General features: G+C 60.1%; 26 protein-coding genes and 1 tRNA gene. 13 read left to right on the top strand and 14 right to left on the bottom strand.

Features of this window, described 5'->3' with window-relative positions; translation table 11 throughout:
• Positions 1–2 precede the first annotated feature (2 nt).
• Positions 3–479, bottom strand: coding sequence for a CYTH domain-containing protein (locus ACYQ3M_RS08015; protein WP_460035549.1), 477 nt, complete (start codon positions 477–479; stop codon positions 3–5).
• A 72-nt stretch (positions 480–551) separates the two neighbouring features.
• Here ACYQ3M_RS08015 and hrpA point away from each other — a divergent pair, with 72 nt between their 5' ends.
• The 9 genes from hrpA (at position 552) to ACYQ3M_RS08060 (ending at position 10,542) form a co-directional block, all read left to right on the top strand.
• On the top strand, positions 552–4,307 hold the full coding sequence (hrpA, locus tag ACYQ3M_RS08020) for an ATP-dependent RNA helicase HrpA (protein WP_460035593.1): 3,756 nt from the start codon (positions 552–554) through the stop codon (positions 4,305–4,307).
• Positions 4,286–5,479, top strand: coding sequence for a formate-dependent phosphoribosylglycinamide formyltransferase (purT, locus tag ACYQ3M_RS08025; RefSeq protein WP_460035550.1), 1,194 nt, complete (start codon positions 4,286–4,288; stop codon positions 5,477–5,479). Before hrpA ends, purT begins: the two co-directional genes overlap by 22 nt.
• A 35-nt stretch (positions 5,480–5,514) precedes the next feature.
• Positions 5,515–6,084, top strand: coding sequence for a transglycosylase SLT domain-containing protein (locus tag ACYQ3M_RS08030; RefSeq protein ID WP_460035551.1), 570 nt, complete (start codon positions 5,515–5,517; stop codon positions 6,082–6,084).
• On the top strand, positions 6,081–6,935 hold the full coding sequence (locus ACYQ3M_RS08035; RefSeq protein ID WP_460035552.1) for an HDOD domain-containing protein: 855 nt from the start codon (positions 6,081–6,083) through the stop codon (positions 6,933–6,935). Before ACYQ3M_RS08030 ends, ACYQ3M_RS08035 begins: the two co-directional genes overlap by 4 nt.
• Entirely contained in the window at positions 6,932–7,693 is a 762-nt protein-coding gene (locus tag ACYQ3M_RS08040; protein WP_460035553.1) for a S1 family peptidase, read from the top strand. Before ACYQ3M_RS08035 ends, ACYQ3M_RS08040 begins: the two co-directional genes overlap by 4 nt.
• A gap of 131 nt (positions 7,694–7,824) precedes the next feature.
• Positions 7,825–8,298, top strand: coding sequence for a hypothetical protein (locus tag ACYQ3M_RS08045; protein WP_460035554.1), 474 nt, complete (start codon positions 7,825–7,827; stop codon positions 8,296–8,298).
• A complete protein-coding gene (locus ACYQ3M_RS08050; protein ID WP_460035555.1) occupies positions 8,295–8,570 on the top strand; it encodes an HPr-rel-A system PqqD family peptide chaperone in 276 nt (91 codons plus the stop codon). The genes ACYQ3M_RS08045 and ACYQ3M_RS08050 overlap by 4 nt, the downstream gene beginning before the upstream one ends.
• Positions 8,567–9,469 carry an HprK-related kinase A gene (locus tag ACYQ3M_RS08055; protein WP_460035556.1) on the top strand — a complete coding sequence of 301 codons (903 nt, stop codon included), beginning with the start codon at positions 8,567–8,569 and terminating at the stop codon, positions 9,467–9,469. The genes ACYQ3M_RS08050 and ACYQ3M_RS08055 overlap by 4 nt, the downstream gene beginning before the upstream one ends.
• Positions 9,466–10,542 (top strand): nucleotidyltransferase domain-containing protein, encoded by a 1,077-nt coding sequence (locus ACYQ3M_RS08060; RefSeq protein ID WP_460035557.1) that lies wholly within the window; start codon positions 9,466–9,468, stop codon positions 10,540–10,542. Before ACYQ3M_RS08055 ends, ACYQ3M_RS08060 begins: the two co-directional genes overlap by 4 nt.
• Here the strand turns inward: ACYQ3M_RS08060 and ACYQ3M_RS08065 are convergent.
• The 6 genes from ACYQ3M_RS08065 to ACYQ3M_RS08090 all read right to left on the bottom strand — a co-directional run bounded on the left by ACYQ3M_RS08065 (position 10,472) and on the right by ACYQ3M_RS08090 (position 14,607).
• Entirely contained in the window at positions 10,472–11,044 is a 573-nt protein-coding gene (locus ACYQ3M_RS08065) for an ABC-type transport auxiliary lipoprotein family protein (protein ID WP_460035558.1), read from the bottom strand. The genes ACYQ3M_RS08060 and ACYQ3M_RS08065 overlap by 71 nt on opposite strands.
• Positions 11,041–11,937: an MlaD family protein gene (locus ACYQ3M_RS08070; protein WP_460035559.1), complete on the bottom strand. Its 897-nt coding sequence runs from the start codon at positions 11,935–11,937 to the stop codon at positions 11,041–11,043. Before ACYQ3M_RS08070 ends, ACYQ3M_RS08065 begins: the two co-directional genes overlap by 4 nt.
• A complete protein-coding gene (locus ACYQ3M_RS08075; RefSeq protein WP_460035560.1) occupies positions 11,930–12,703 on the bottom strand; it encodes an ABC transporter ATP-binding protein in 774 nt (257 codons plus the stop codon). Before ACYQ3M_RS08075 ends, ACYQ3M_RS08070 begins: the two co-directional genes overlap by 8 nt.
• Complete coding sequence (locus ACYQ3M_RS08080; RefSeq protein ID WP_460035561.1) at positions 12,700–13,812, bottom strand: ABC transporter permease; 1,113 nt, start codon at positions 13,810–13,812, stop codon at positions 12,700–12,702. The genes ACYQ3M_RS08075 and ACYQ3M_RS08080 overlap by 4 nt, the downstream gene beginning before the upstream one ends.
• A gap of 10 nt (positions 13,813–13,822) precedes the next feature.
• The gene (locus ACYQ3M_RS08085; RefSeq protein WP_460035562.1) at positions 13,823–14,320 is read right to left on the bottom strand and encodes a hypothetical protein; all 498 of its coding nucleotides are present in this window, start codon (positions 14,318–14,320) and stop codon (positions 13,823–13,825) included.
• A gap of 152 nt (positions 14,321–14,472) precedes the next feature.
• A complete protein-coding gene (locus tag ACYQ3M_RS08090; protein ID WP_460035563.1) occupies positions 14,473–14,607 on the bottom strand; it encodes a hypothetical protein in 135 nt (44 codons plus the stop codon).
• A gap of 138 nt (positions 14,608–14,745) precedes the next feature.
• Between ACYQ3M_RS08090 and ACYQ3M_RS08095 the strand changes: the two genes are divergently transcribed.
• The 3 genes from ACYQ3M_RS08095 to ACYQ3M_RS08105 all read left to right on the top strand — a co-directional run bounded on the left by ACYQ3M_RS08095 (position 14,746) and on the right by ACYQ3M_RS08105 (position 17,533).
• Positions 14,746–15,468, top strand: coding sequence for a hypothetical protein (locus ACYQ3M_RS08095; protein ID WP_460035564.1), 723 nt, complete (start codon positions 14,746–14,748; stop codon positions 15,466–15,468).
• 307 nt (positions 15,469–15,775) lie between these two features.
• Positions 15,776–17,140, top strand: a complete 1,365-nt coding sequence (locus tag ACYQ3M_RS08100) for an esterase-like activity of phytase family protein (RefSeq protein WP_460035565.1) — start codon at positions 15,776–15,778, stop codon at positions 17,138–17,140.
• A 243-nt stretch (positions 17,141–17,383) separates the two neighbouring features.
• Entirely contained in the window at positions 17,384–17,533 is a 150-nt protein-coding gene (locus ACYQ3M_RS08105; protein ID WP_460035566.1) for a hypothetical protein, read from the top strand.
• A gap of 389 nt (positions 17,534–17,922) precedes the next feature.
• Here the strand turns inward: ACYQ3M_RS08105 and ACYQ3M_RS08110 are convergent, their stop codons facing one another.
• Both ACYQ3M_RS08110 and ACYQ3M_RS08115 read right to left on the bottom strand, forming a co-directional pair.
• The gene (locus ACYQ3M_RS08110; protein WP_460035594.1) at positions 17,923–18,141 is read right to left on the bottom strand and encodes an EAL domain-containing protein; all 219 of its coding nucleotides are present in this window, start codon (positions 18,139–18,141) and stop codon (positions 17,923–17,925) included.
• Positions 18,142–18,257: 116 nt separating this feature from the next.
• Positions 18,258–18,330 (bottom strand) — tRNA-Thr (locus ACYQ3M_RS08115).
• Between the two features lie 97 nt (positions 18,331–18,427).
• Between ACYQ3M_RS08115 and ACYQ3M_RS08120 the strand changes: the two genes are divergently transcribed.
• On the top strand, positions 18,428–18,994 hold the full coding sequence (locus ACYQ3M_RS08120; RefSeq protein ID WP_460035567.1) for a YqhA family protein: 567 nt from the start codon (positions 18,428–18,430) through the stop codon (positions 18,992–18,994).
• On the opposite strand, the gene ACYQ3M_RS08125 is transcribed toward ACYQ3M_RS08120, so the two are convergent.
• The 5 genes from ACYQ3M_RS08125 to cysM are packed head-to-tail and all read right to left on the bottom strand — an operon-like array spanning position 18,967 to position 24,129.
• Positions 18,967–19,479, bottom strand: a complete 513-nt coding sequence (locus ACYQ3M_RS08125) for a L,D-transpeptidase family protein (protein WP_460035568.1) — start codon at positions 19,477–19,479, stop codon at positions 18,967–18,969. The genes ACYQ3M_RS08120 and ACYQ3M_RS08125 overlap by 28 nt on opposite strands.
• Entirely contained in the window at positions 19,476–20,795 is a 1,320-nt protein-coding gene (gene rlmD, locus ACYQ3M_RS08130) for a 23S rRNA (uracil(1939)-C(5))-methyltransferase RlmD (protein WP_460035569.1), read from the bottom strand. The genes ACYQ3M_RS08125 and rlmD overlap by 4 nt, the downstream gene beginning before the upstream one ends.
• Positions 20,792–21,367 carry a YdbL family probable chaperone protein gene (locus ACYQ3M_RS08135; protein ID WP_460035570.1) on the bottom strand — a complete coding sequence of 192 codons (576 nt, stop codon included), beginning with the start codon at positions 21,365–21,367 and terminating at the stop codon, positions 20,792–20,794. The genes rlmD and ACYQ3M_RS08135 overlap by 4 nt, the downstream gene beginning before the upstream one ends.
• Complete coding sequence (locus tag ACYQ3M_RS08140) at positions 21,364–23,214, bottom strand: AsmA family protein (RefSeq protein WP_460035571.1); 1,851 nt, start codon at positions 23,212–23,214, stop codon at positions 21,364–21,366. Before ACYQ3M_RS08140 ends, ACYQ3M_RS08135 begins: the two co-directional genes overlap by 4 nt.
• A 12-nt stretch (positions 23,215–23,226) precedes the next feature.
• On the bottom strand, positions 23,227–24,129 hold the full coding sequence (cysM, locus tag ACYQ3M_RS08145) for a cysteine synthase CysM (RefSeq protein WP_460035572.1): 903 nt from the start codon (positions 24,127–24,129) through the stop codon (positions 23,227–23,229).
• Between the last annotated feature and the right edge of the window lie 116 nt (positions 24,130–24,245).

The following is a 24,245-nucleotide window of genomic DNA, read 5'->3' on the forward strand; positions in this document are numbered from 1 at the left end:
GTTTAACGATCGCGCCAGAGTTTGAACGGCGTTTGCGCCAAATAGGTGTTGTAGTAGCGAGGATCGTTGGTAACCTCTTGGCCTAGCCAAGAAGGGCGAGCAAATTCTTCTTCGGGATGCGAGAGCTCGATTTCCGCAAGCACCAGCCCTTGGTTGTCGCCTTCGAACACGTCGATTTCCCAAAGATGGTCGCCAAAGCTAACGAAATGCCGGACCTTTTCGATCAGCGGCCGCCGACAAAGCGTGTTGAGCAGCTCTTCGGCATCGCCGTAAGGGATCTCGTATTCGTATTCGTGGCGCTTGGCGCCTAGGGTGGCGCTTTTGATGTTCAGCCAGCCGCGCCCTAAAGCCGTGCGCACGCGCACCGAACACTTTTCTGCCCCATTGAGGTAGCCTTGGCGGAGGCGTACGGCGTGGGTGGCGTGGGGACGCCAGGAGTCGTTTAATACTTTGAATTTGCGCTCGATTTCTAGAGCCACGGGATGGGTGCAACTTAGGGACGCATCCAAGGCTATGGCATAATGAGCTAAAGATCAAGCCCTTTGAACGCCATGCAGGTAGACCTAAATCGCTTACCCGCTATCCGGATCGAGCCTTTGCGTTTAGATTATCCGCCGCTGCCGATCGTACAAAAAAAGGAGCCAATCCTTCAAGCCTTACAGGCGCATCCGGTCGTTGTCGTCTGCGGCGAGACCGGGTCGGGCAAGACCACGCAGTTGCCTAAAATTTGCTTGGAAGCCGGGCGCGGCGTCCGCGGCCTGATCGGCCATACCCAGCCGCGCCGCATCGCCGCCCGCAGCCTGGCAGCGCGTATCGCCGAAGAACTCCGACCCTTGGACCCGGCGTGGGTCGGTTGCAAGGTCCGCTTCCACGACCACACCGGTCCAAATACCCGCATCAAGCTCATGACCGACGGGATCTTGTTGGCCGAGATCCAGCAGGACCGCTATCTCAACCGGTACGATACCCTCATCCTCGACGAGGCGCACGAACGCAGTCTCAACATCGATTTCCTGTTGGGCTACCTCAAGTGGCTGCTTCCGCATCGGCCCGACCTCAAACTCATCATTACTTCCGCTACCATCGACCCGGAGCGCTTCGCCGAGCACTTTGGCGGCGCTCCGATCATCGAGGTCTCGGGGCGGAGCTTCCCGGTGGAAATCCGCTACCGGCCGCTTGCCGAAAACGAAGCCGACGACCGCATCCAAGCGATCTTAAGGGCGGTGGATGAACTGGCGCGTGAAGGTTTGGCGGATATTCTCGTGTTTCTCCCCGGAGAGCGCGACATCCGCGAGACCGCCGAAGCCTTGCGCAAAAACCATCCCGAACACTTTGAAATCCTCCCGCTCTATGCGCGCCTTAGCGCTAAGGAGCAGCAACGGGTCTTCAACCCCGGCGCTCGCCCCCGAATCATCCTCGCGACCAACGTCGCCGAGACCTCCCTCACCGTGCCTAGGATCCGGGCGGTGATCGACACGGGTCTGGCCCGCATCAGCCGTTTTAGTCCCCGCAGCAAGTTGCAGCGCCTGCCGATCGAGCCGATCTCCCAGGCTGCGGCTAAGCAGCGCGCCGGGCGGTGCGGCCGGATCGCGCCGGGAGTTGCGTTGCGCTTATATTCGGAAGAAGACTTTAACGCCCGTCCCGCCTTCACCGAGCCGGAGATTTTGCGCACCAATCTGGCGGCGGTGATTTTAAAGATGAAAGCCTTGGGGTTGGGGGAGGCCGAGCGGTTTCCCTTCCTCGATCCCCCCGACCCGCGGCAGATCCGGGCCGGAATCAAGCTGCTTCAGGAGCTTCAGGCGCTTGATTTAAGCGGCGCCTTGACCGAAATCGGCCACTTGCTGCTCAAATTTCCCATCGACCCGCGCTTGGCCAGAATGCTGGTCGAGGCGAAGAAAGAAAACTGCCTGTCCGAACTGGCGGTGATCGTTTCTGCCTTGAGCATTCAGGATGTGCGCGAGCGCCCCGCGAGCCAAGCCGAGGCGGCCGACGCCAAACACGCCCTATGGCGCGATGAGTGCTCCGATTTTTTGAGTCTGCTCAAGCTGTGGCGCGCTTTTAGCGAAGAGCAAAAGCGCTTGTCTCGAACCGGGCTGCGCAAGTTCTGCCAGCAGCACTTTTTGTCCTACTCCCGGATGCGCGAATGGCAGGACCTCCACGCCCAGCTCATGGAAGTGATCAAAGGCGAGTTGGGCTGGCGTCCCAACCTTGAGCCGGCCCAGTACGCCGAAATCCACCGCGCGATTTTGAGCGGCTTGTTGTCCCAGATCGGGTTTCGCCAGGAGAAGTTCGAGTACACCGGCGCCTACGGGCTCAAATTCTATATCTTCCCAGGTTCGGCGGTGTTTAAAACCCGCCCGCGTTGGCTGGTTTGCGCCGAGCAGGTCGAAACCAGCAAGGTCTATGGCAGGATCTGCGCCCAGGTGGAGCCGGAGTGGATCGAGCGTTTGGCTTCCCATTTGATCAAACGCCATTATTACGAGCCGCATTGGGAGCGCAAGGCAGGCCAAGTGATCGCTTTCGAGCGGGTGACGCTGTTTGGCTTGACCTTAGTGGAACGGCGTAAGGTTTCTCTTGCCCGTATTCAACCTCAGGAAGCGCGGGAGATCTTCATCCGCGCGGCTTTGGTAGAACAAGAGGGCGATTTTGAGCTCGAATTCTTCCGCCACAATCGCGCCGTGTTGGAGGAAGTCAAATCCTGGCAGCACAAGCTCAGGCGCTTGGACCTCACGGTGGCCGAAGAGTGGTTGTTTGCGTTCTACGACCAACGTATCCCTGACGACATCGTCGATACCGACGGCCTGGCGCGCTGGTATCGCCGGGCGGTTCGCCAGTGCCCTGAACTGCTCAAGCTGAACCGCGAGGACTTCCCACCCCTGGTTGGCCTAAATCCAAACGCTTTTCCCGAAATCTGGGAGGGGGAAGGGTTGCAGCTTGAGCTCAGTTACCGCTACGAGCCGGGAGCGCTGGACGATGGGGTATCGCTCAGAGTGCCGCTTTTTGCCTTGCCGCAGCTGCCCGAGGCGGCGTTCGACTGGCTGGTGCCTGGCCTGTTGGAGGAAAAACTCGTCTTTCTGCTCAAAGGCCTGCCTAAAGCTTTGCGCCGCCAACTGGCGCCGATTTCCGAGGCGGGAGGGCGCGTTTTGGCTTGCTTGCGCTTTGGCGAGGGCGATTTCTGGCAAGCGCTTGGAGCCGCGCTTAAAACGGTCTTCGGGCTCGAAGTGAACCCCGAGACGCTCAAGGCGGTCACGCTTCCCGATCACCTGAAGATGAATTTCCAGGTACTCGACGATCAAGGCCGGATTTTGGCCCAAGGGCGGGACCTGGCCAAGCTCAAAGCCAAGCTTTTGCCCCTGGCCCGCCGGCGGTTTGAAAACGTCGCCGAAAAAATGCGCCAATCGGGTCTGAAGCGTTGGGACTTTGGGGAGCTGCCCAAACAATGCCAAATCTCGCAACAGGGTCAGTCCGTCGTTGCTTTCCCGGCCCTGGTGGACGAAGGGGAAAGCTGTGGAATCCGGCTGTTTGCAACTTCCGAGGAAGCCCGCCTGGCGCATCGCCGCGGCCTCAACCGGCTGATCCAAGTGGCGCTGGCCAAAGAAATCAAGCAGCTTAAGAAACAACTTCCCCTTGGCCCTGCCGAGGAACTGGCTTATGCGCATCTTCCGCCCCATCCGTTCCTCGGGCGGGAAGCGTCTTTGGCTTTGGTGGACGAGGTGATCGATCTGGCGGTGGAGCAGGCGTTTTTGGCGGCAGAAACCGAAGAAATTCGTAACGAGAAGGCGTTTTCCGCGTGCCTTGCCGCGCATCGGGGGGAGCTGTTTGCCACCGCGCAAGAGATTGCCGGCACGCTTAAGCGGATTTTGGAATGGCGTAAGGCGTGCTCGGACAGCCCTCAGCTCAAGCGCTTGGAAAACGCCCCAAGCGGAAAAGACATGCGCGAACAACTCGCTTTGCTCTGTTATCGCGGCTTTGTTAAAGCCACCCCTTGGCTTAAGTTGCGCGAGCTGCCCCGCTTTCTTCAAGCCTTGCAATACCGCCTTACCAAGGCGGAATACGCGCCCCTTAAGGACGAAGCCAAACTTAAGCAAATTCGGCCTTTATGGGAAAGCTATTGGAGCCGGGTACGGGCAGGCGAGATTCCTTGGCCTGAAGTTGACCCTTTGCGCTGGGATCTGGAAGAGTTTCGGGTTCAGCTCTTTGCCCAGCCGGTCAAGACCGCCTATCCCATTTCCGCCAAGCGCCTGGCTTTGGCCTTGCAATGCCGTCAAACCAAAGGAGGAGTCGCATGCGCATCGGAACCGCTCTGACCCAAAGCGCCACCAAGGCGATGCTGTTGGGTTCGGGAGAATTGGGCAAAGAGGTGGCTATTTGTCTGGCGCGTTACGGCGTCGAGGTGATCGCTGTGGACCGCTACGAAAACGCGCCGGCTCAGCAGGTAGCGCCGGTCAAGCACGTCATCGACATGACCGATCCGAGGCAAATTCTGGCCTTGGTCGAGCGCGAGCGTCCGGATTTCATCGTGCCCGAGATCGAGGCGATCGCTACCGACGCCTTGCTTGAGATCGAACAGGCCGGTCTTGCCAAAGTGGTTCCTTGCGCCAGAGCGGTCAAGCTGACCATGGACCGCGAAGGAATCCGGCGGTTGGCGGCGGAGACTTTAGGGTTGCCGACTTCCCGCTACGCTTTCGCCGGTTCGTTGGACGAGCTTGTCGCCGCCGCCGAAGAGATCGGTTACCCCTGTTTTGTCAAGCCGACCATGTCCTCTTCCGGCAAGGGTCAATCGCAAGTCAGCAGCCGCCAAGAGTTGGAAAAGGCGTGGGAGAAGGCTCGATTCGGAGGGCGCGTTGCGGCGCAGCGGGTGATCGTGGAGGCGAAGGTGGATTTCGAGTTCGAGATCACCTTGCTCACCGTGCGCGCTTTGGAAGCGGGGAAGATGAAAACCTATTTTTGCGAACCCATCGGCCATCGCCAGGTGCACGGCGATTACGTGGAGAGCTGGCAACCCCAAGCGATGACGGAAAAGGCGCTGGCCGAGGCGCATCGGCAAGCCGCTTGCGTGGTCGAGGCGCTTTCCGGGCAGGGGTTGTTTGGGGTGGAACTGTTCGTAAAAGGCGATCAGGTTTGGTTCAGCGAGGTCAGCCCCCGGCCGCACGATACCGGCCTGGTGACCCTGGCCAGCCAACGCTTGAGCGAATTCGAGCTGCACGTGCGCGCGTTTTTAGGTTTGCCCATAGACACGCGGCTTGAGCGCCCGGCCGCCAGCGCCGTGATCTACGCCGGAGTGGAGGGGGTAGGTTTGGTGTACGAGGGCCTAGAACAAGCGTTGGCGATTCCAGAAACCCAAGTCCGTCTGTTTGGCAAACCGCTCGCTTTCCCCAGACGGCGCATGGGGGTGGCGCTGGCGAGCGCCGACGATGTCGTCCAGGCGCGTTGGCGTGCGAGCGAGTGTGCGGCAAGAATCCGGCCTAAATTGGACTAAACTTGAAATGACCGTAACTTGCAAGGGAGGAAGGCATGCAGTGGCGTTGGTTCTGGCTGGGAACCGTTTGCTTGGCTTGGCCGGCGGCGGCAGACATCTACAAATACGTGGACCCGAGCGGCCAGGTGTACTACACCGACCGACCGAAACACGCAGGTTATCGGCTGCTCGTCCGCACGCCAAGAATCTCCTTCGCGCCAAGCCTCAAGCTGTCTTGGCATAAAAAAACCGAGCTTGCCCCGGCGATCGAACAGGTCGCCCAAAAATATCGCCTAGACCCCAAACTGCTGCACGCGATCATCCGCGCCGAATCGGCTTATAATCCGAACGCCGTCTCGCCCAAAGGGGCGGTCGGGCTGATGCAGCTGATGCCGGAGACCGCCGCCCGCTATGGGATTGGGGATCGCTACGATCCGTTCAAGAACCTTGAGGCCGGAGCGCGTTACCTGCGCGATCTGCTTTCGACTTTTGGCGATATCAGGCTGGCGGTGGCGGCGTATAATGCCGGGGAAGGAGCGGTGCGCAAGTACGGCAATCAAATCCCCCCTTATTTGGAAACGCGCGAATACGTCGCCCGGGTGCTGCAATTTTACGAGAACTTATGAGCCAATACGCTTCTCCTGCTGAGCTTCTGGAAAGCGAGCGCGATTTGGTCTCCCTGCCGGATGTGCTTTTTAGGTTGCAAGCAGCGATCGACGACCCGCGCAGCACGGCCGAGACCATCGGCGCCATCATCGCCTGCGATCCGGCCTTGACCGCCCGCCTCTTGCGGCTGGCCAACAGCCCCGTCTATGGCTTTGGCGGGCGCATCGACACGATCTCGCGCGCGGTCACCTTAGTGGGCATGGAGCCGCTGTACCATCTGGCCTTGGCGACTTGCGCCGTCAGCGCCTTCCGCAACCTTCCGGTTCAGCTGATCAACATGGACGAATTCTGGGTGCAGAGCGTTTACTGCGCGGTCGTGGCGCGCTCTCTCGCCAGAGAAGCCAAGGTCCTGTATCCGGAGCGCCTGTTCGTGGCGGGTCTCTTGCATGCGATCGGGGCGCTGCTCATCTATCTCAAATGTCCGGACCCGGCCCGCGAGATCCTCCTGGCGAGCCAGGGCAAGCGGCAGCTGGTGCCGCTGTTGGAAAAAGACCTCTTGGGCTTTACCTACGCCGAGGTAGGGGCGGAAATCGCCAGGCGCTGGAACATGCCGGCGTGGCTTGAAGAGGCCATCGGTTGTCACCTCAACCCAGAGACGGCAAGCCGTTATCCCTTAGAGACCGCCTTGGTCCATCTGGCCGACCGCTTGACCGATGTGCTGGTCCAAGGAGACGCGGTGGAGGACGTGCTGGCCGACATTCCCGAAGAGATCAGAGCCTTGACCCGGTTGCGCGAAGGGCAGATCTTGGGCGTGATGAGCGAGGTGTACTCTGAATTTACCGAGATCGCTGTGGCGTTTTTGTCGGTATGAGGCCCTGGACGCTCGCGATTTTTTTCCTAGCTTGGCCGGGCTTCGCTTGGGCGGGTTTGCCCGAGACGGTGGCGCAGGTCAAGCCTTCTATCTTGGCGGTTGGGACCTTTCAGCGCACCCGCTCGCCGCCGGCGGTGTTTCGCGGGACCGGATTTGCCGTGGCCGACGGGCGCTACGTTTTGACCTGCGCCCACGTCCTGCCCGATTCCCTGGATGAGGAAAAATCCGAATTGCTGGCGGTGTTTTTCCGGTTTCAGCGCCAGGATCGCTTGCGCAGAGCCCAAGTCGTTGCCACCGATCCAGCCCACGACTTGGCGCTTTTGAAAATTTCAGGCGATCCCTTACCGGCCTTGGCCTTGGGGGACTCCAACCGGGTTCGGGAAGGGGAGGAATATGCATTCACCGGTTACCCCATCGGCATGGTGCTCGGTCTGTACCCGGTCACCCATTTGGCCCTGATCGCTAGCATCACGCCCATCGCCATCCCAGCGCTGCGGGCCGATAAATTGGACCCCAAACTGCTGCCGCGCCTGTACAAACCTTTCTCGGTATTCCAGCTCGACGCGACCGCCTATCCTGGAAACAGCGGCAGTCCTTTATACCATCCTGAAACGGGCGAAGTCGTGGGGATCCTCAACAAGGTCTTCGTCCAGGAGAGCAAGGAGAGCCTTTTGTCTAAGCCGAGCGGGATCAGTTACGCGATCCCGATCGAGTACGCGCGAAAGCTGCTAAAAAAACTTCAGCCGGCGTCTGAATAACTTGTCAGGATTTTTTACAGGCGCTTGCTGGGTATAAATACAAGTTTTTAATAATAAAAGGATTTTTGATTATGGCGTGAAAATTGCCAAATTGATATTACTCAGGTTAACAAGCACGCGGAGATTAAGGTATGGATGAAAACCGCAAAGCATCCCAAAATTCCCCTGGAATTTCCCGCCGCCTTCTGGTCAAATCGGCGCTGACGGTCGCGCCGGTAGTTCTGACGCTGCGCAGCGGGGCGGTGCTGGCCAACGCCAGCGCTTATCAGTGCATCCTGCGGGATCAACAGCGCGCCGATGCGAACGCAAACCCATTGCGCGATCCCACCGAAGCGGATGACGATTGGGCGCGCCAAACCGTAAATGTGAAACAGCTCCAAGACAGCCAGAATAATACGTTTTGGGTCTATGAAGATCCACAGAGTCCAGGCAGTTGGCTTAAAGAAGACGGCAGTCCAGTCAACCTAAGCGATTATACAGAGATTGGCAGTGGGACGGGCGCGGTTCAAATCCTGTTTGACGATATGGGGCAAATCACCGGTTACGGTAAAGTCGGATCGGGCGGTCCGATCACCGGTTCGTGCTGGGCTTCGTTTGATCCTTGAGCGGGGATAGCCTCTGGCGCATCCACCCCAAAGCGCGGCTGCTTTGGGAAGAATGGCCGGAAGAGGCGGTGGTCTTCAACGCGCTTTCCGGTCAAACCCATTATCTGAACGCGACCGCCATGGCGATTCTGAAAATGCTCGAGCTTGGGCCGCAGTCGGCAAAAGACCTGGCCGATGGGCTGTACGCCGGACAAGCTGACCGCTTTCTGCCTAAGATCGAGCAGGTCCTCGCCGAATTCGAGCGCTTGGGATTGATCGAGCCGGTGGAGTGAAGGTCTGCCAATTGCCAGTCGCCGAGCTGAGGCGACTTCTGGGTTCTGCGGAAGGGGCGGTAGTCGGCATGGGGCCTTTTTGCGTGCGGGTGCGGGCGCAGATTGCCGCGTTTGCCGCCTTCCTCAAGCACCTGTACGCCGATTTCCCTTTGTTGCCTAAGGATTGCTTGAGCGATTTTCGGATCCTGCTGCGCCGTCCTCGTACGCTGCGCGCTCTCGTTCGTCCTCAGGTGCTTTTTGAGCACGACGGGCAAAGTTTGTTTAAGCCTTTTCCGTTGTCTCACGCCCCGCCGCTGTTCGAATGGGGCTTGAACTGGTGCATCGCTACCTGCGCCCATCAGTATTTGCTGCTCCATGCGGCGGTGCTCGAGCGCGGCGGCCGGGCGCTGATCCTGCCGGCGCTGCCGGGCTTGGGCAAGAGCACCTTGTGCGCGGCGCTGATGCTCTCGGGCTGGCGGCTGCTTTCGGACGAGTTCGGGCTGGTGCGCGTCGACGGGACCTTGATCCCACTGCCGCGGCCGATCCCGCTCAAGAACCGTTCGATCGAACTCATCCGGGCGTTTTCTGCCGAAGCGGTGCTCGGACCTGAGTTTCCTAAGACCCGCAAGGGCACCGTCGCCCACCTCAGGCCCAGCGCGGAAAGCGTAGAACGCGCCGCCGAACCGGCGATTCCAGCCTGGATCGTCTTTCCCCGCTTTTGCGAAGGCGCAAAACGCCAGTTAACGCCCGTGCCCGCCGCCTATGCTTTCCTTAAATTGGCCACCAACGCCTTCAACTATGAGGTCTTGGGCAGCGAGGGCTTCCTCTGGGTCGGCCGCCTGATCCGCCGGTGCCGGCACTACAATTTCGTCTATGGGCGTTTGCAAGACGCCCTGGAAGTCTTGGAAGCCCTCGCGTGAGTTCCCTGCACGTATTGGCAAGCGCGTTGCGCGATCCGGCGTTGGTCCTAGAGTTTGGGGAGCCGGAGTGGGAGCGCCTGCTTGTCCTCGCGGAGCTTTCCAGGCTGACGGCGACTTTGGGCGATCGCATCGAACGGGCGGGGTTGTGGGGGGAGTTGCCGGAAAGGGTGCGCGAGCGCTTCCACGCTGGCCGGATTCTCGCCGATTTCCGCAACCGCCGGCTGCGCTGGGAGATGGCGTGTCTGGAGCGGGTGCTGCGAAAGGCGGATTTTGAGGTCATCGTCCTCAAAGGGGGCGCCTATTTGCTTCTGGATCTGCCCTGGGCCCGGGGGCGGCTGCCGGCGGACTTGGACCTGCTGGTGGCGCGCGAACATTTGGCGGCGATGGAGGCCTTGCTGTTGGCCGAGGGCTTTGCGCCGGTCAAATTGAGCTCTTACGACCAGCGCTATTATCGGGAGTGGATGCACGAGCTTCCGCCGCTGCGCCATCCCGAGCGGCGAGTGGAAATCGATATCCATCACGCCTTGCTTCCTCTCACCGCCAGGCTGCGCGCCGATCCAGAACGATTATGGGGCGCGGCCAGGGCGGTCGCAGGCAGCCGCTTTAAGGTGCTCGGGCCGCAAGATATGGTCCTGCACGCGGCGGTCCACTTGTTTTACGACTCGGACCTGAACAATCGGCTGCGGGATTTGGTCGATCTAGACGAACTCCTGCGCCACTTCGGCGGCGGGCAGGCGGATTTCTGGCAGGGTTTGGTCGAGCGCGCCAAGGCGCACGGCTGGGAACGACCCTTGGCCTATGCGCTGGCGTTCAGTCACCGGTTTCTAGGCACCCCGATCCCTCAGGATCGGCCGTTACCCGCCGTTCATCCAGTTCTTGCGCGTTGGATGAACTTTCTGGTCGGGCGCGCGCTTTTTCCAGAGCTTCCTAGGCGCTTCAGCAAAATCACCGCTATCGCCCGTTTTCTGTTGTATGCGCGCTCCCATTACCTGCGCATGCCGCTCAAGGTGCTGTTGCCGCACTTGCTGTACAAAGCGAAAGCGCGCCTGCTTGGGCATCCAGCCACGCCTTGATTTCGCCTATTGCCTGAGCTGCCGTCTCGGCGTAAGCCGCCACGGCCCCCTGGACGTCGGCCGAAGGGGTGGGCCAGTTAAAGCGGAAAAACCGCTTTGCAGTGCCCTGGCCGTCGGCGCGAAGCGCCTCGACCCAGAAACCCAGCACGATTCGGCTGTGGGTGGGGGTGTCAAACACCTGCTCGAGCTCGTAAAGGTGGACGTGAAGCCTTACGGAGCACGGTGCGGGCAGGAAGCTCAGCGCATGCGCCAGCAAGACCGGGGGCGGGGCGATCCAGCGGTGCTCGGCGTAAAAGCGAATTCGGGTGGGGTCTTGATACAACAAGCGGTAGCGCAGGCGGGTGTCCTGTAGCCACGGCGGCGCCGTCACGTCCACTCTGGCGCCGTTCTCCCGTACCGCAGGAGGCGGACCAAAATCGTGCAGCGCCGGCGGCGGTCGGCGGGTGGCCAGCGGAGCGCACGCGCTCAAGATCAAGAACAACGGCAACGCGTTTGGTTTCATCGCCGGCTTTCCCGATAGCCGGGCTCGCCTGGACCGGGTTCGGGCGGGGCAGGTCCCCACAGAACCGCCTGGGGTTCCTGCTCCAGACGTTCGCTCAAGTTTTTCAGCGTCGAGGAAGCGGCCTGGACTTCCTCAAGCAGCGTGTGAAAGCGCGGCAGAGTGTCGTGGTGAATAGCGGCGCTAAGGCGAGAGCCTTTTGCCAACAACGCTTGGCCTTGCTGGCTTAAGGTAATAAGTTCCCCGCTCAGCTTCTCGAGCGCCGCGAGAGTTCTTTGGGTGGAGGCTAAGACTTTAGGCGCCTCCGCCAGCGCGGGCGCCGTTTCTGCCTCCAGCCGCACGAGTCCGCGGCTGGCTGCTTCCACGTTGGCGAGGATCTGGGCGATGCGCTTGCGGTTCTCGGCGTCGAGCAACTCGTTCAAGCCCAGCACCAGGCGTTGCAGCTCCCCCATCAAGTCTTGACCGGTGCCGGTCAGCTGTTCGAACAGGGAAGGCTGCATCGGGATGACGGCTGGCGCTTCAGGACGGGTAGTCAGGCGTCGGGCGGGCCCTTCGCGGCTGTCCAGTTCGATCTGCGCCAGTCCCGTGAGTGGCTGCACGCGCAGCCGCGCAAAGCTTTTGTCGGTCATCGGAAACCCTTTGGCGATTTGAATCTGTACGCGGATGGTGTTGAGATCGTCAGGGGAGAGCTCGATGCGCGTCACTTTACCTATCTCCACGCCGCGATAGAAGACCGTCGATTCCGGCCGCAAACCGGAAACCGGATAGCGGCTGACCACCACGTAGGGGTCGTATTCGGCGCCGACGTTTCCCAACCACAGGCCGACTGTCAGCGCGACGATTCCCAGCCCCAACACGAACAGCCCGGCCAACACGGCGTGCGCTTCTCTACCCATCGGCTGCTTCTTTAAAGACGCGCTGCGCGCGCTTGCCGTGCAGAAAGCGACGGGCGAAAGGATGATCGGAGGCCAACACGGTGGCCAGATCCCCAAAGGCGACCAGGCGGCGGTCAGCGAGCAGGGCGATCTTGGTGCAAATATCCTTGAGCACGTGCAGGTCATGGGTGATCATGACCACGGTAAATCCGAGTCTTAGGTGCAGCTCGCTAAGGAGGCCGACGAACTCCTCGCTCAGGACCGGATCGAGCCCGGAGGTCGGCTCGTCCAAAAACAACAGCTCCGGTTCCAGAACGAGGGCGCGTGCCAGCGCGGTGCGCCGGACCATCCCGCCAGACAGCTCGGCGGGGCTTAAAAAAGCGTGCTCGGCGGCCAGCCCGACCATGGCCAGTTTTTGGCACACCAAGCGGCAAATCGTATCTTCGTCCAGACAGCGAAGCTCCCGCAAGGGAAAGGCGATGTTGTCGTAGACGCTTAAGGAGCTAAACAGGGCGCCGTTCTGAAACAGCACCCCACAGCGGTTGCGCAGTTCTTGGCGGCGCGCCTCAGGCAATTCCAACAGCGGTTCGCCAAACAGATAGACCTTGCCAGCGGTAGGGGTCTGTAACCCGATCATCTCGCGCATGAGCACTGTCTTGCCGCTGCCGGAGGAACCGACCAGACCGAGAATCTCGCCTCGATTCAGGCTCAAGCTGATGTCCTCGTGGACCGAAAGCTCGCCAAAACGGGTAAAGACGTGCTCCAGCCGGATGATTTCCGCATTCATGGCATCCCGATGCCGCGGAATAGGATCGCGAAGACGGCGTCCATGAGGATGACCAGGGTGATCGCGGCGACTACCGAATTGGTCGTCTCGCGCCCTAGGCTTTCGGTGTCCGGTTGGACGCGCGCGCCAAAGTGGCAGGCGACCAAGGCGATGAGCAGGCCGAACACCGCCGCTTTCCCCAGGCCGATGAGGTAATTGGCTACCGGCACCGCGTCCGGCAGCTTGCGGACGAACAGGGAAAGTCCGATGTCCAGCTCCAACCGGGCCGAAAGCGCCCCACCGCATAGGGCGATCAGATCGGTCCACACCACCAGCAAAGGCAAGCCTACCACCAAGGCGACCACTTTAGGTTGAACAAGGCGTAAGGAGCGGGAGATGCCCATGGCTTCCAAGGCGTCGAGTTCCTGGGTCAGGCGCATCACGCCGAGGCGGGCGGTCATCGCCGAACCCGATCTGCCTGCCACGAGGATCGCCGCGAGCAAAGGTCCCAGTTCACGAATGATGCTCATCCCTAAAATATCGACGATGTAGATCTGCGCCCCCAAAGCTTGCAACTGCAGAGAGGAAAGGTAACTCACCACGATGCCGATCAAAAATCCCACCAAGGCGGTAATCCCCAGCGCCCTTCCGCCGGTTTCGTGGATGTGCGCGGAAATCTCGCGCCAGGGAAGATCCCTTGGGTGACCGAGGACATAAAGCAAATCCAGAACCACCTGCCCCAACAGCCCGATGCCGTCCGCCAAATGCCCAAACAAGGAGCGGATCCCCCGGACCACGAGCGCACGCCAAGAGGGTTTGGGGGGAGGCGCAAGGGAGGCGATCGCAGGTTTTTGCCACGCTTCGAAAGCGCGCAGCTGTTCCGGGCGCGCCTGGAGACGCGGCGGCAGGCGACCGCCGAAGGCTCGCCACAAAAGATAAGCGCCGGCGCTGTCTAAGGCGGCGATGGGGCGAAGATCCCATTCCCAATCGCCAGTGCGCGCTAAGCGCTCGAGGCGCTGCGCCAGCTCCGGCGCCAGGGTCAAGCCTTTGAGGTTCCACTCGCCCTCGAGCACCAGGGTTCTGACTCCCTTTCCCTCGAGGGCGATCAAGCGGGGGGCAGGGTTCGTCACTGTCTACCCCCTAAAGCTCAAGACCAACGTTGATCCCAACGGCGTGTCGGTCATACGAGACTACCCCGACTTGCCAGAAGCCGAACAGGGTGTTTTGTTCTCCACGGTTGAGGCCAAAATCCCACCAGACTTCAGCAAACAGCCGGCCAAAATGCTTGATTAGGGCGAGGTTGGTGTCGAATCGGTGGTTGTCTCTCGTTTGGTTGTACAGATCGAAGTTCAAGGCACGGAACTGATAGCTTAAGCCGATCCGCGCTTCAAATTCGAGCGGAAGTCTAGTGAACCAATCTAACCTAGCTTTTCCTTCCCAGTAGTTAAAGTTGGGTCGGAAGTGATGGTAGCCGCCTGAGGTTGTAAACACGAATAAGTGGTCGCCGAGGAGATAGCGGCTTACAAGGAAACCTAAAGCGTGTTCGGCGTCGTTTTCCGGTCCCATTTCTCGGATCCACTCATGGTGGTAGCGGATCCCACCGAATAGGTTCAACTCCGGCGAAAGCTGTAAGGTCAAAGTGGGCTGTACCCCGGCGAAGGTGGAGTAATAAGGGTTGTCGCCGAAGAAGCCTTCTCGGCCGACAAAGTGCTGACCCGCATCGTTTCCTCCGTGCTCAGTGGAAAACGCTATTTTGTATCGGGTAAAAGGCGTTTATCAACGGGCCTGAGCTAGCCTATTGCCTGCGCGAGATCCGCCGTACTTGCGAGACTCGGATGGCAGAGATGGGCATTGGCAAAGACCTGCGCGCCCAAATCCAATCCCACAGCTTGGGCGGCGTCTAGGACCGGCACTACGACTGCCACGACCACCTGCCGGAGAAGCGCGGGCTCTGCTGGTAACTGCGTCTTAAATCTCTTAAGTTAGCATCGGCTAGAGCACCACGAGAAAGGCCGTGCTCGCAACAGGAGTGGGTCTCGATCCGAAAAGAGGACGCTGTACGCATGATCTGTTCTCGCCATCCCCACCGCATCCAAGCGGCCTACCCGTCACTCCGGGCGGCACTGCTGAGTGCAGTGCTGCTGGCCACCCATACCGCCCACGCGGCACGCCCCATGATTACCAACGATGCCCGCATCGTCGATGCCAAGGCGTGCCAACTGGAAAGCTGGGTCAAGAAGAACCCCGATAGCACCGAAATCTGGGCGCTGCCGGCCTGCAACTTCACCGGCAATCTGGAGCTGACCTTGGGTGGTGCCATCACCCTAGAAGCCGGTCATACCCAAACTACCGATGTCGTCTTGCAGGGCAAGAGCCTGTTCAAAGCCATGGACACCAATGGCTGGGGCATCGGCTTGGCCGCGGGCACGGTTCTTCATCCTGTGGCTGACACCCGCGATTGGTACGCCTACGTACCGACCAGCTTTTCCTTCCGCGACGACGCCGTGGTCGTGCACACCAATGTGGGCTGGGTGCGCGAGGGGGAGACCCGGTGCAACCGCTTGACCTGGGGCCTCGGCACCGAGGTCCAGCTTGTCGAAGGCACCTGGCTGATCGCGGAGACCTTCGGCCAGGATCAAGGCAAACCTTTTCATCAATTTGGCCTGCGTCACTGGTTGGTTCCAGATCGCGTCCAACTCGATGCGACCTATGGTAATCGCAACAGGGGCAGGAGCCGATGGTTTTCCCTCGGGCTGCGCCTAATCTCGGTTCCGTTCCTGCCGTAAGACCAGGGTTCTTAGCAAACCCTGCTTACTCCGCCTCGGGCGTTGTCCGCACCGCCGACGGGCGAATCATTGAATTTGCCGCCAACGACGCCAACAGTACCTCCCTTGGACAGCTGCAAAAAAGCAGCATTTATTACTTGCGTGAAAGCAGCGGTGTTGGGACGGTATCGCACCTTGATCGGAGTCCTTCAGTATCCTGGCCGGTTGTAGCGAAGCACCTGGGGTAAACGCGCCACTGTCATCCTACTGTCACGCGGCTGTACTAGCCTACTGCCCCGGGATTATCTTCAGCCAAGAGAATTCTTACATGCGTCTGAAAATCTTTTCATCCCTTTTCCTTGTCTGTGTCTTTGTGAGCATCGCCAACGCTGGACCGATCTTTGTCAACGGCCTGACAATTCCCGGCAACACCGGTGATCAATTCGGCACCAGTGTCAACGACGGCCGTTTAGGCTTTTTCTCCGACCTCTATTACGACCCCAACCGCAATGAGTGGTGGGCGTTGTCCGACCGAGGTCCGGGCGGGGGCACCCTCTCCTACGACACGCGCGTGCAGCGCTTCACCCTCGACATCGACCCAAACACGGGCGCCATCTCTAACTTTCAGGTGGTCGAGACTATCAAGTTCACGCGGAACGGTGAGGCATTCAACGGCCTGGCGCCCAACCAGAACAACGTGCTGGGCATGGCCTTCGACCCAGAGGGTTTCGTCGTGCACCCCCTCACGGGTCACTTCCTGGTCTCCGACGAATATGGCCCGTCGCTCTATGAATTCGAGCGCAGCGGCGAGTTCCTGCGTGCCTTTACGAATCCCGCCAACGTGATTCCGCGCAACGCCGCCAACGTGCCGAACTACGCCAGCAACACCGGCAATACCGCCGGCAGGTCGAGCAACCGCGGCTATGAGGGCTTGGCCATCAGCCCCGACGGCCGTTATGCCTATGCCATGCTGCAAAGCCAGATGCGCGATGAACTAAGCGCCCCCTACACCCGTATCGTGAAATTCGACACCGCAAGTGGCAGCGCAATCGCGCAATACGCCTACAAGTTCGACATCAGCGGCAACAGCCAGGGCATTTCGGCCCTGGTCGCGGTGAACGACCACCAGTTCCTGGTGCTGGAGCGCAACAACCGCGGCCTGGGCGTAGATTCCAACTATAACAATCCGGACAAGCGGGTGTACTTCATCGACCTGGACGGGGCCACCGATGTTTCCGCCCTCGACCTGGACGCCCCCGGCGCGAGCTTCACCCCCGTGAGCAAGGCCCTAAGCCCCTGGATCGATTTGGACGCCGTGACCCTGGCTGAATTGGGCAACCGGTCGCCAGAGAAATGGGAGGGATTGGCCATCGGTCCGATGCTGGCCGACGGTACCTATCTCATCCTCGCCGGCACCGACAACGACTACAGCGTTACCCAAAACGACAGCGGCACGCAGTTCGACGTCTGGTTCGACTTCATCACCGGCGATCGCGTGCAATGCGCCCTGGGCGAGAACTGCGCGCCGGCGGGCTACAGCCTGCTCCCTGGCGTGCTGTACGCCTACAAGACTACGGTGGGCGACCCGGTGATGGCTGGCTACCGCGCGCCGGTGCCGGAGCCTACAAGCTGGTCGATGTTGCTGGCTGGCCTAGGACTGGTCGGCGTCATAGTCCGGCGCCGACGCATCTGAAGACCGCGCCGCCTGTCAACCTGCTCGGATGGGGTGGCAGGCGTATCGGATTGGCGCCGGCCGGTCTTGTCTTTCTCCTGATCTGCCTTACTTCTTTAGCTCGCTAAAGAAGCGCAAGAGTTGGATTGGCTCAAAGCCCTCGGGCTGCCTCTTCTTTTTTGAGGAAATTGTTGGCTAGCCGCGGAAGAGCTGGTCGTTGCTGAGCTCAAGGCGGGAGGATTCCTCGAGGATCGCATCGAGCGCGTGGGGAATTCCAAGCTAGGCTTTGACATCCGTGCCCACTGGATCGCCGACGAAGCAACCGGCGAGGTGCTCGTCAAGCGCGTTGAGGTCAAAGACTGTGTGCATGGGGTAGCCGGTCCGCTTGACGACCGACGAGTGAACGAGTGGTAGAAAGCACCGCGGTGCTTTCTGAACTGCGCAACACCTGCCTCCTACTCAGCACTAGGCGGAGACAATCTGTCCACCTTGGTTGTCATTCACATCGGTTGTCATTCACATCCGTCTACTTTTCGAGGTGACGATCAAGGGAGGGTGCAGGTGCGGTTGCGGCTGGGGGAATCGCCTGCGTGGGCGGGGGGGTTGCCCGGGCGGATGCGCGAACGGTCCGGCCATGGACGTGTGCACTTCAGCAAGTGCCGCTTCGTCGGGGTCCCCCTGCACGGCGATCTCGCCAAGCCCCACCACCGCTTCGGCAGTGGGATAGCCGCGCGATCCGTTCGGCAACGAGCGCGTCGGCAAGCTCCGCGGCTGGGTTTCGCTGAGGCGCGTGAAGGCGGAGGTCATGGTGCGGCATCGACCGCCTGCCAATCGGGTTCCGGAAGCGCTTCGAGCGCGGGCTTGGCGAAGAGGTAGCCCTGAAAGAGGGTAATACCCAGGGTGCGTAGCCACCGGTATTCCGCCACCGTCTCAATTCCTTCGGTGATCGTCGTGATCCCAAGGCGGTTTGCGGTATCGACGATCCCGGCGACGATTGCCTGGCGCACGGGGTTGTGGTCGATCCCTTGATCAGACCCATGTCGAGCTTGATCAGGTTAGGTTGGTAGTCGGCTAGGAGGTTCAGCCCCGAGTAGCCAGCACCAAAGTCGTCGAGCGCCGTGGCAAATTGATTTATTTGAGCTGGCGACAGGATTCGAACCTGCGACCGGCGGATTACAAATCCGCTGCTCTACCGACTGAGCTACGCCAGCTTAGCGCGAGAAATTCTATCCGGCTTTGATTTTAGCTGGCAAATTCTTCTCCCGTGCGGCAAGATTTAACGGTTTTGCGGGTAAGCGGTAGAAGGGCATGATACTGACGCAGAAGCTGTGCAAACGCTTAGAAGGTTGGCTGGAAAGCTCTCTGTGGAGCAGCCGCCTGATCGTCTTGGTAGCCGTCTTGGCCAGCCTCATGACGGCGTTTGCGGTGTTTTATCTGGCTACGGTAGACACCTGGCTGTTGGTGAAGGAGATTTACCACTACGCCGATCCCGGCTTGAGCGCGCTCGAACGCAAGGCGATCCGCTCGCAGGCCATCGCGCATGTGGTGGAGGTGATCGATGGGTATCTTTTGGCCACGGTGCTGATCATCTTCGCGCTGGGACTGTACGAGCTGTTCATCAGCGCCTTGGATCAGGCGCGCCGCAGCCAGGCTTTTGCCAAGGTGTTGATCATCAATAACCTGGACGACTTAAAGAGCCGGCTGGGAAAAGTCATCTTGATCATCTTGATCGTCCGCTTCTTCGAGCAAGGGCTGAGAATGGAGTTTACCCGGCCTGTGGACCTTTTGGCCTTTGCCGGAGGGATCGCGCTGGTGGGGCTGGCGTTGTTTCTGTCTCATTCGGCGATTTATCGCTTTAGCGAAGGCGGCGATTGATTTTCAGCGCTTACGTACACTTTGGTGCCCACGCGCACTTGTTCAAACAGCTCGATGACGTCGGCGTTGCGCATGCGAATGCAGCCGTGCGAGCGGGGTTGGCCGTCGATGAGGTGATCTGGGCTGCCGTGGATGTAGATGAAACGGCGAAGGGTGTCGACCGTGCCTAGACGATTAAAGCCGATTTCCAGCCCCGAAAGCCAGAGGATCCGGCTTAAGATCCAGTCTCGCTCAGGGTAGCGCCGGGCGAGACTAGAATCGTAAATCTCTCCGGTCGGGCGCCGTCCCACCAACACCGCTCCGGAGGGGAGTCCGCTGCCGATTTTGGCGCGGATCACGTGCCAACCGCGCGGTGTGCAGCCGCTGCCGAGAAGCTCCCCCGGTCCTTTGGAGGCGGTCGAGATCGGATAAGTCTTTATGATTATGCCGTTATCTACTTGATACAACCGCTGCGCCGGAATGCTCACCCACAAATAAGAATTCATCGCTGCAGCAAAACCATCGACTCCACGTGGGCTGTGTGCGGGAACATATCCAAAATGCCGGCGCCCACGAGGCGATACCCATGGCTGCGGACTAAATGGCCCACGTCCCTGGCCAACGTGGCCGGATTGCAGGAAACGTAGACCACGCGCTTTGGTTCCCAACGGGGGATGTAGTCCATGATCGGCAACGCGCCGCTGCGAGGCGGATCGAGCAAGAGTTTATCGTAGCGGGCCAAAGCCCAAGGGAAAGCGGCTAAATCTTGACTTAAATCGGCACAGTGAAACTCCACGTTGGCAATTTGATTAAGGCAAGCGTTTTCGCGGGCGCGTAGCACCGCTTGGGGGTTGCCTTCCACACCCACGACCCGAAAAGCACGGCGGGCCAAGGGTAGGGTAAAGTTGCCTACACCGCAGAACAAGTCGAGTACGGTTTCGTCTGGATTCGGGTCAAGCACGGCGAGAACTTGCTCGATCAAACGTTGATTGATCTCGGCGTTGACCTGAGTGAACTCCAACGGACCAAACCACAGGGTAATCGCTTCCGGGAGCCGGTAGCAAAGCCAAGGCGGGTCGGGAGGGGTGAGCGCAAGCAGGGAGTCTGGTCCTTGAGGTTGCAGGTACACGTCGAACCCAAACCTTGAACCGAATTCTTCAAGGCGAACGCGGTCTTCCGCACAAGGCGGCCCCAACACCCTAAACACCAAAGCGCTGCGGTTGTCGCCTATGGCGACTTCCACCTGCGGAATCCGGTCGCGGAGGGAGAGCCTGTCGATTAGGCCGGCCAAGTCTTTGATCCTTTCACTAATCTTAGGATGCAGAGTAAGGCAAGCCTCGAGCTCGGCGATTCGCCCGCTGCCGCGTTCGCGGAACCCTACGAAGGTGCGGCCTTTCTTCTCCACCCAGCGGACCCCGAGCCTGGCTTTGCGCCGATAACCGAAGACCGGTCCGGTGAGCGGCGGCCAAATTTCGCTCGGTTCGACCTTGCCGATCCGACGGAGTTGGTCCAACAACAGTTCGTGTTTGAAGCGCAGCTGGGCTTTAGGGTTTAGGTGTTGGAGCGCACACCCGCCGCAGGCGCCGAAGTGGGGGCAAGGGGGAGAGGCGCGCTCAGGCGAGCGAGTTAAGCATTCGAGAACCTCACCTAGGGCGTAAGTGCGGCGGATATCGGTGTACTTAAAACGCACCGTCTCGCCCGGCAAAGCCCCTTGGACGAATACCGCCTTGCCGTCCACATAGCCAAGCCCCCGCCCATCGTGGGTAAGCCGTTCGATGGTTGCGGTGCGTGGTTCTTGCGGCAGGGCGCGGCGCTTGCTCATGGTTGGCGTTGCCAGCGGCCGTCCGGACTTTGAACCAGCCAGCCCGATTCGGCGTTGGCGATCCAGCGCCGGGCAAAAGTCGCGCGGATCTCCTCGGTCCACTCGGGATGGCCGTTGGCTTTGGCGATGGCCGCGTACAGCGCCTGGCGGTCTCGGTTTTCCGCCGCTACCAGCTGTTCGACCGCGGCCCTTTCTTGCAGCGGGATTTGATCGGGACGGACGACCGCTACCCGGCCGTCGTTGGCGTAGCCTACCCAGCCGTTGTCCAGGTATTGCTTGAGCTTGGGGAAGCGGCGCTGCATGGAAGCCTTGAGCGTGCGGATTTCTGCGCTGTCGATGTTAAGGTCGGCTTGGGCGTAAGCTGGGGAAATCCCAAAAAGCCATCCTTCCAGCCTAAAGCGGATCGGCAACGTTAAGAAAGATTGGGGTTCAGGAGCGCTTTTTTGGATGTCGCGGATGATTTGGTCGGCCGCTTTCTCCGCCGCCGCGGCGGGGAAATAAATATTGATGGTGACGCACGCGGCGATACCGGCCAGGAGCAAGGCAAAAAGCAAAATCCGTGGCTTATTCATGGTTGTGCGGTAGGTGTCGGTTGGGTGATGCGGGCCAGCCGGCGGATCAACGTCGGCCAGTCGATGCGCCGATTATAGCCGATCACGTCGATTCGCGGCAGACCGCTGCCGATGACGATAAAATAGCCTCCAGGAACGTGTGCCACTCCCGCCAGTTCGCAGACGCCGCCCTGTAAACGGCAACCCAGACCGAGTCGGGCATAGCTGAATTCATCGAAGGCGCGTAGCAGAGTGCGCGACAGCAGGCCGGCAGCGAATCTGCCGCCGAGCTTGGTCAAATTTTCCACGGCCTTCTGGCTGATGCGGTGGCGGGTTCGGTCGTTCGGCGGGGTTCCAAACCAAGCGTCGAACGCGACCGGACGCCAGTTTTCCAGCTCGAGTCGGCGGATGTAGCCCTCCAGCTTGCCGGTGATGCGGCCAAAGGCAAAATGGCCGGTCAGCTGTTCCAAGTCCAGATCATGGACATAGACGTCGGCGCGCAGTCTGGGCAAAGCGCCGAACAAATCGGTGATCGCCAGGCGTTCGATGACGAGCGTGCCGGAAAATACCTGAACGATCAGGCGACCGTCCAGCGCCAGGGTCCGCCGGTTGAGGTCGTAAGTGACTTGAGGGATTTCACCGGAGACGCTGCCTTTAAGTTGCGGCCAACCGAGCACGCGGCTTAGAAGTTCTAAGGAAATTTTGGCTATTTGGCCGCGAAACCGGACTTGGGGGGCGGTGGCAAGGTCGAGTATGTCGAGTTGATCCAGATGAAGGTGGCCGTCTAGAACGGGAATATCGGCAGGGGGGTGGAGGTGAAAATCGTCGCCGCTCAAGCCGAAACTCAGCGCGGCGGCGCCTATCGGTAAGGCATAAAGGTGCCCGGCGCGCCATTGGGCACGGGAGAGGGGAGGGTGGCCGCGGGCGCGCCAATGCAGGCGCGCGTCGAGTTGATCGAACCCCAAACGCCGCTGCTGGTCGCTCAGCACGACGCGTTCGAGGCGAACGGCGCCCGTCGCCTGGGTCATTTGGCCATGGAGCTTGCCGGCGGTCACTTCGATTCCCTCCCATCGGCTGCCTTGCAAAAAGGGAAGGGCATAGAGGGAAAACAGCTTTTGGCAATCGGCCGCAAAGTCCGCCCACAAGTAGGTTAAAACGCTTTTCCTCCAGCCGGCTTGGGCAAAGGCGGTCAAGACGTTTTGCTGGGATACGCGCAGGTTCTCAAGCCTCAGTTCGCCTTTAGGCCAAGCAAATTCGCCGATAAGTTTGAGCGGGTGCTCTTTGAATGGCAGATAAACGGGAAGATACAGCGCTTCTCCTCGGGGAATTGCAAACTCGAAGTGGAAAGCGTTAGCGCGGTGTGCGTCCAATTTTAATAAGAGAGTAAGCTGCTTGACGACGCGCGTGAAGCCAACGTCGTGCAGGTTCAGATCTTTGCCTTCGAGTTGAAAGCTAAAGCTGCCCAGATATTTGGCTTGAAGATGCATGGAGCCGCCGGCAAAGCGCTTTGCCTTTAGATCGACTTGCCCATGAGCGGGAGCGAGGATAAAGCTTAAAGCAGCGCTTAAAGCCTGGCCGAGGTGAGGGAGGTAAAGCGCCAGCTGCCCGTGCGGGCAGGTGAGCGCCGCGTTGGTAAACCGGATTTCTGGACAGGCTAGACTTAGACGCTCGAGCGCTCGAGGAGCAAATGGCAGGCGCAAGCGGTCGAGCGCCAGTTTGAGCCACGAAGAGCTTTGTTCGAGCAGGACGCCTTCAAGCACGACCGGCCCATAGCGCAGACGATCGAGCTCAAGGTGCAGCTTGGGTTCGGCAAGGCTTGCGCCCACTGCCAGCCAAGCTGCTATTCCCGCCCAGCGCCGGATGTTCACGCCGGGCTGGGTTCAGGCCGGAAAGACTCCGGTCGAGAGGTAGCGGTCGCCGCGGTCGCAGATGATGGTAACGATCACCGCGCGCTCGACTTCTTTAGACAAACGCAAAGCGGCAGCGACCGCCCCCCCTGAGGAAATGCCGCAAAAAATACCCTCTTTAGCCGCCAGGAGGCGGGTGGTTTCTTCCGCTTCTTCTTGGGTTACGTCCAGCTGTCGGTCCACCCACGCCGGGTCGTAGATCTTGGGCAGATACTCGGGCGGCCAGCGGCGGATGCCGGGGATTTTAGCGCCTTCTGCCGGTTGGACCCCGACGATTTGGATGGCGGGGTTTTGGCGTTTTAGAAATCTCGATACCCCCATGATGGTGCCGGTGGTGCCCATAGCGCTGACGAAATGCGTGACTTGGCCGTGGGTGTCGCGCCAGATTTCGGGGCCGGTGCCTTCGTAATGGGCGCGGGGGTTGTCGGGGTTGGCGAATTGGTTAAGGAGCTTGCCTCGACCTTCGGCGGCCATCTTATCGGCCAGATCGCGCGCCTCCTCCATCCCGCCTGCAGCAGAGACCAGCACGATTTCAGCGCCGAACGCTTTCATCGCGGCGCGCCGTTCTAGGCTCATGCTTTCGGGCATGATTAGGGTCAGGCGGTAACCTTTGACCGCCGCTACCATGGCCAAAGCGATCCCGGTATTGCCGCTGGTGGCTTCGATCAGGCGGTCGCCCGGCCGGATCTCACCGCGTTCCTCGGCGTGCTTGATCATACTGAGCGCTGGGCGATCTTTGACCGAGCCGGCCGGGTTATTGCCTTCGAGTTTGGCCAGAATGACGTTGGAGGTTTTTCCTGGAAGGCGCTGAAGGCGCACCATAGGAGTGTTGCCGATCCGGGCTTCGATTGTGGGAAAGTGCGCAAAGTCCAGCATATTTGTAAGGGAGAGACAGGTTTGAAAATTATACCCTGACTGGGCGGCCGTGGATGCAAAAGCCTCAAACATCGTACGGGCATAAAACTCGCACTGTGCATTTGAATTTATGCCGT

The organism is Methylothermus subterraneus (genome assembly GCF_054656915.1).

What these genes read in the sequence shown, in the direction of transcription:
- hrpA (WP_460035593.1), top strand. Translation starts at nt 552, where the DNA reads ATGCAGGTAGACCTAAATCGCTTACCCGCTATCCGGATCGAGCCTTTG.
- purT (WP_460035550.1), top strand. Translation starts at nt 4,286, where the DNA reads ATGCGCATCGGAACCGCTCTGACCCAAAGCGCCACCAAGGCGATGCTG.
- ACYQ3M_RS08030 (WP_460035551.1), top strand. Translation starts at nt 5,515, where the DNA reads ATGCAGTGGCGTTGGTTCTGGCTGGGAACCGTTTGCTTGGCTTGGCCG.
- ACYQ3M_RS08035 (WP_460035552.1), top strand. Translation starts at nt 6,081, where the DNA reads ATGAGCCAATACGCTTCTCCTGCTGAGCTTCTGGAAAGCGAGCGCGAT.
- ACYQ3M_RS08040 (WP_460035553.1), top strand. Translation starts at nt 6,932, where the DNA reads ATGAGGCCCTGGACGCTCGCGATTTTTTTCCTAGCTTGGCCGGGCTTC.
- ACYQ3M_RS08045 (WP_460035554.1), top strand. Translation starts at nt 7,825, where the DNA reads ATGGATGAAAACCGCAAAGCATCCCAAAATTCCCCTGGAATTTCCCGC.
- ACYQ3M_RS08065 (WP_460035558.1), bottom strand. Translation starts at nt 11,044, where the DNA reads ATGAAACCAAACGCGTTGCCGTTGTTCTTGATCTTGAGCGCGTGCGCT.
- ACYQ3M_RS08070 (WP_460035559.1), bottom strand. Translation starts at nt 11,937, where the DNA reads ATGGGTAGAGAAGCGCACGCCGTGTTGGCCGGGCTGTTCGTGTTGGGG.
- ACYQ3M_RS08075 (WP_460035560.1), bottom strand. Translation starts at nt 12,703, where the DNA reads ATGAATGCGGAAATCATCCGGCTGGAGCACGTCTTTACCCGTTTTGGC.
- ACYQ3M_RS08095 (WP_460035564.1), top strand. Translation starts at nt 14,746, where the DNA reads ATGATCTGTTCTCGCCATCCCCACCGCATCCAAGCGGCCTACCCGTCA.
- ACYQ3M_RS08100 (WP_460035565.1), top strand. Translation starts at nt 15,776, where the DNA reads ATGCGTCTGAAAATCTTTTCATCCCTTTTCCTTGTCTGTGTCTTTGTG.
- ACYQ3M_RS08120 (WP_460035567.1), top strand. Translation starts at nt 18,428, where the DNA reads ATGATACTGACGCAGAAGCTGTGCAAACGCTTAGAAGGTTGGCTGGAA.
- ACYQ3M_RS08125 (WP_460035568.1), bottom strand. Translation starts at nt 19,479, where the DNA reads ATGAATTCTTATTTGTGGGTGAGCATTCCGGCGCAGCGGTTGTATCAA.
- rlmD (WP_460035569.1), bottom strand. Translation starts at nt 20,795, where the DNA reads ATGAGCAAGCGCCGCGCCCTGCCGCAAGAACCACGCACCGCAACCATC.
- ACYQ3M_RS08135 (WP_460035570.1), bottom strand. Translation starts at nt 21,367, where the DNA reads ATGAATAAGCCACGGATTTTGCTTTTTGCCTTGCTCCTGGCCGGTATC.
- cysM (WP_460035572.1), bottom strand. Translation starts at nt 24,129, where the DNA reads ATGCTGGACTTTGCGCACTTTCCCACAATCGAAGCCCGGATCGGCAAC.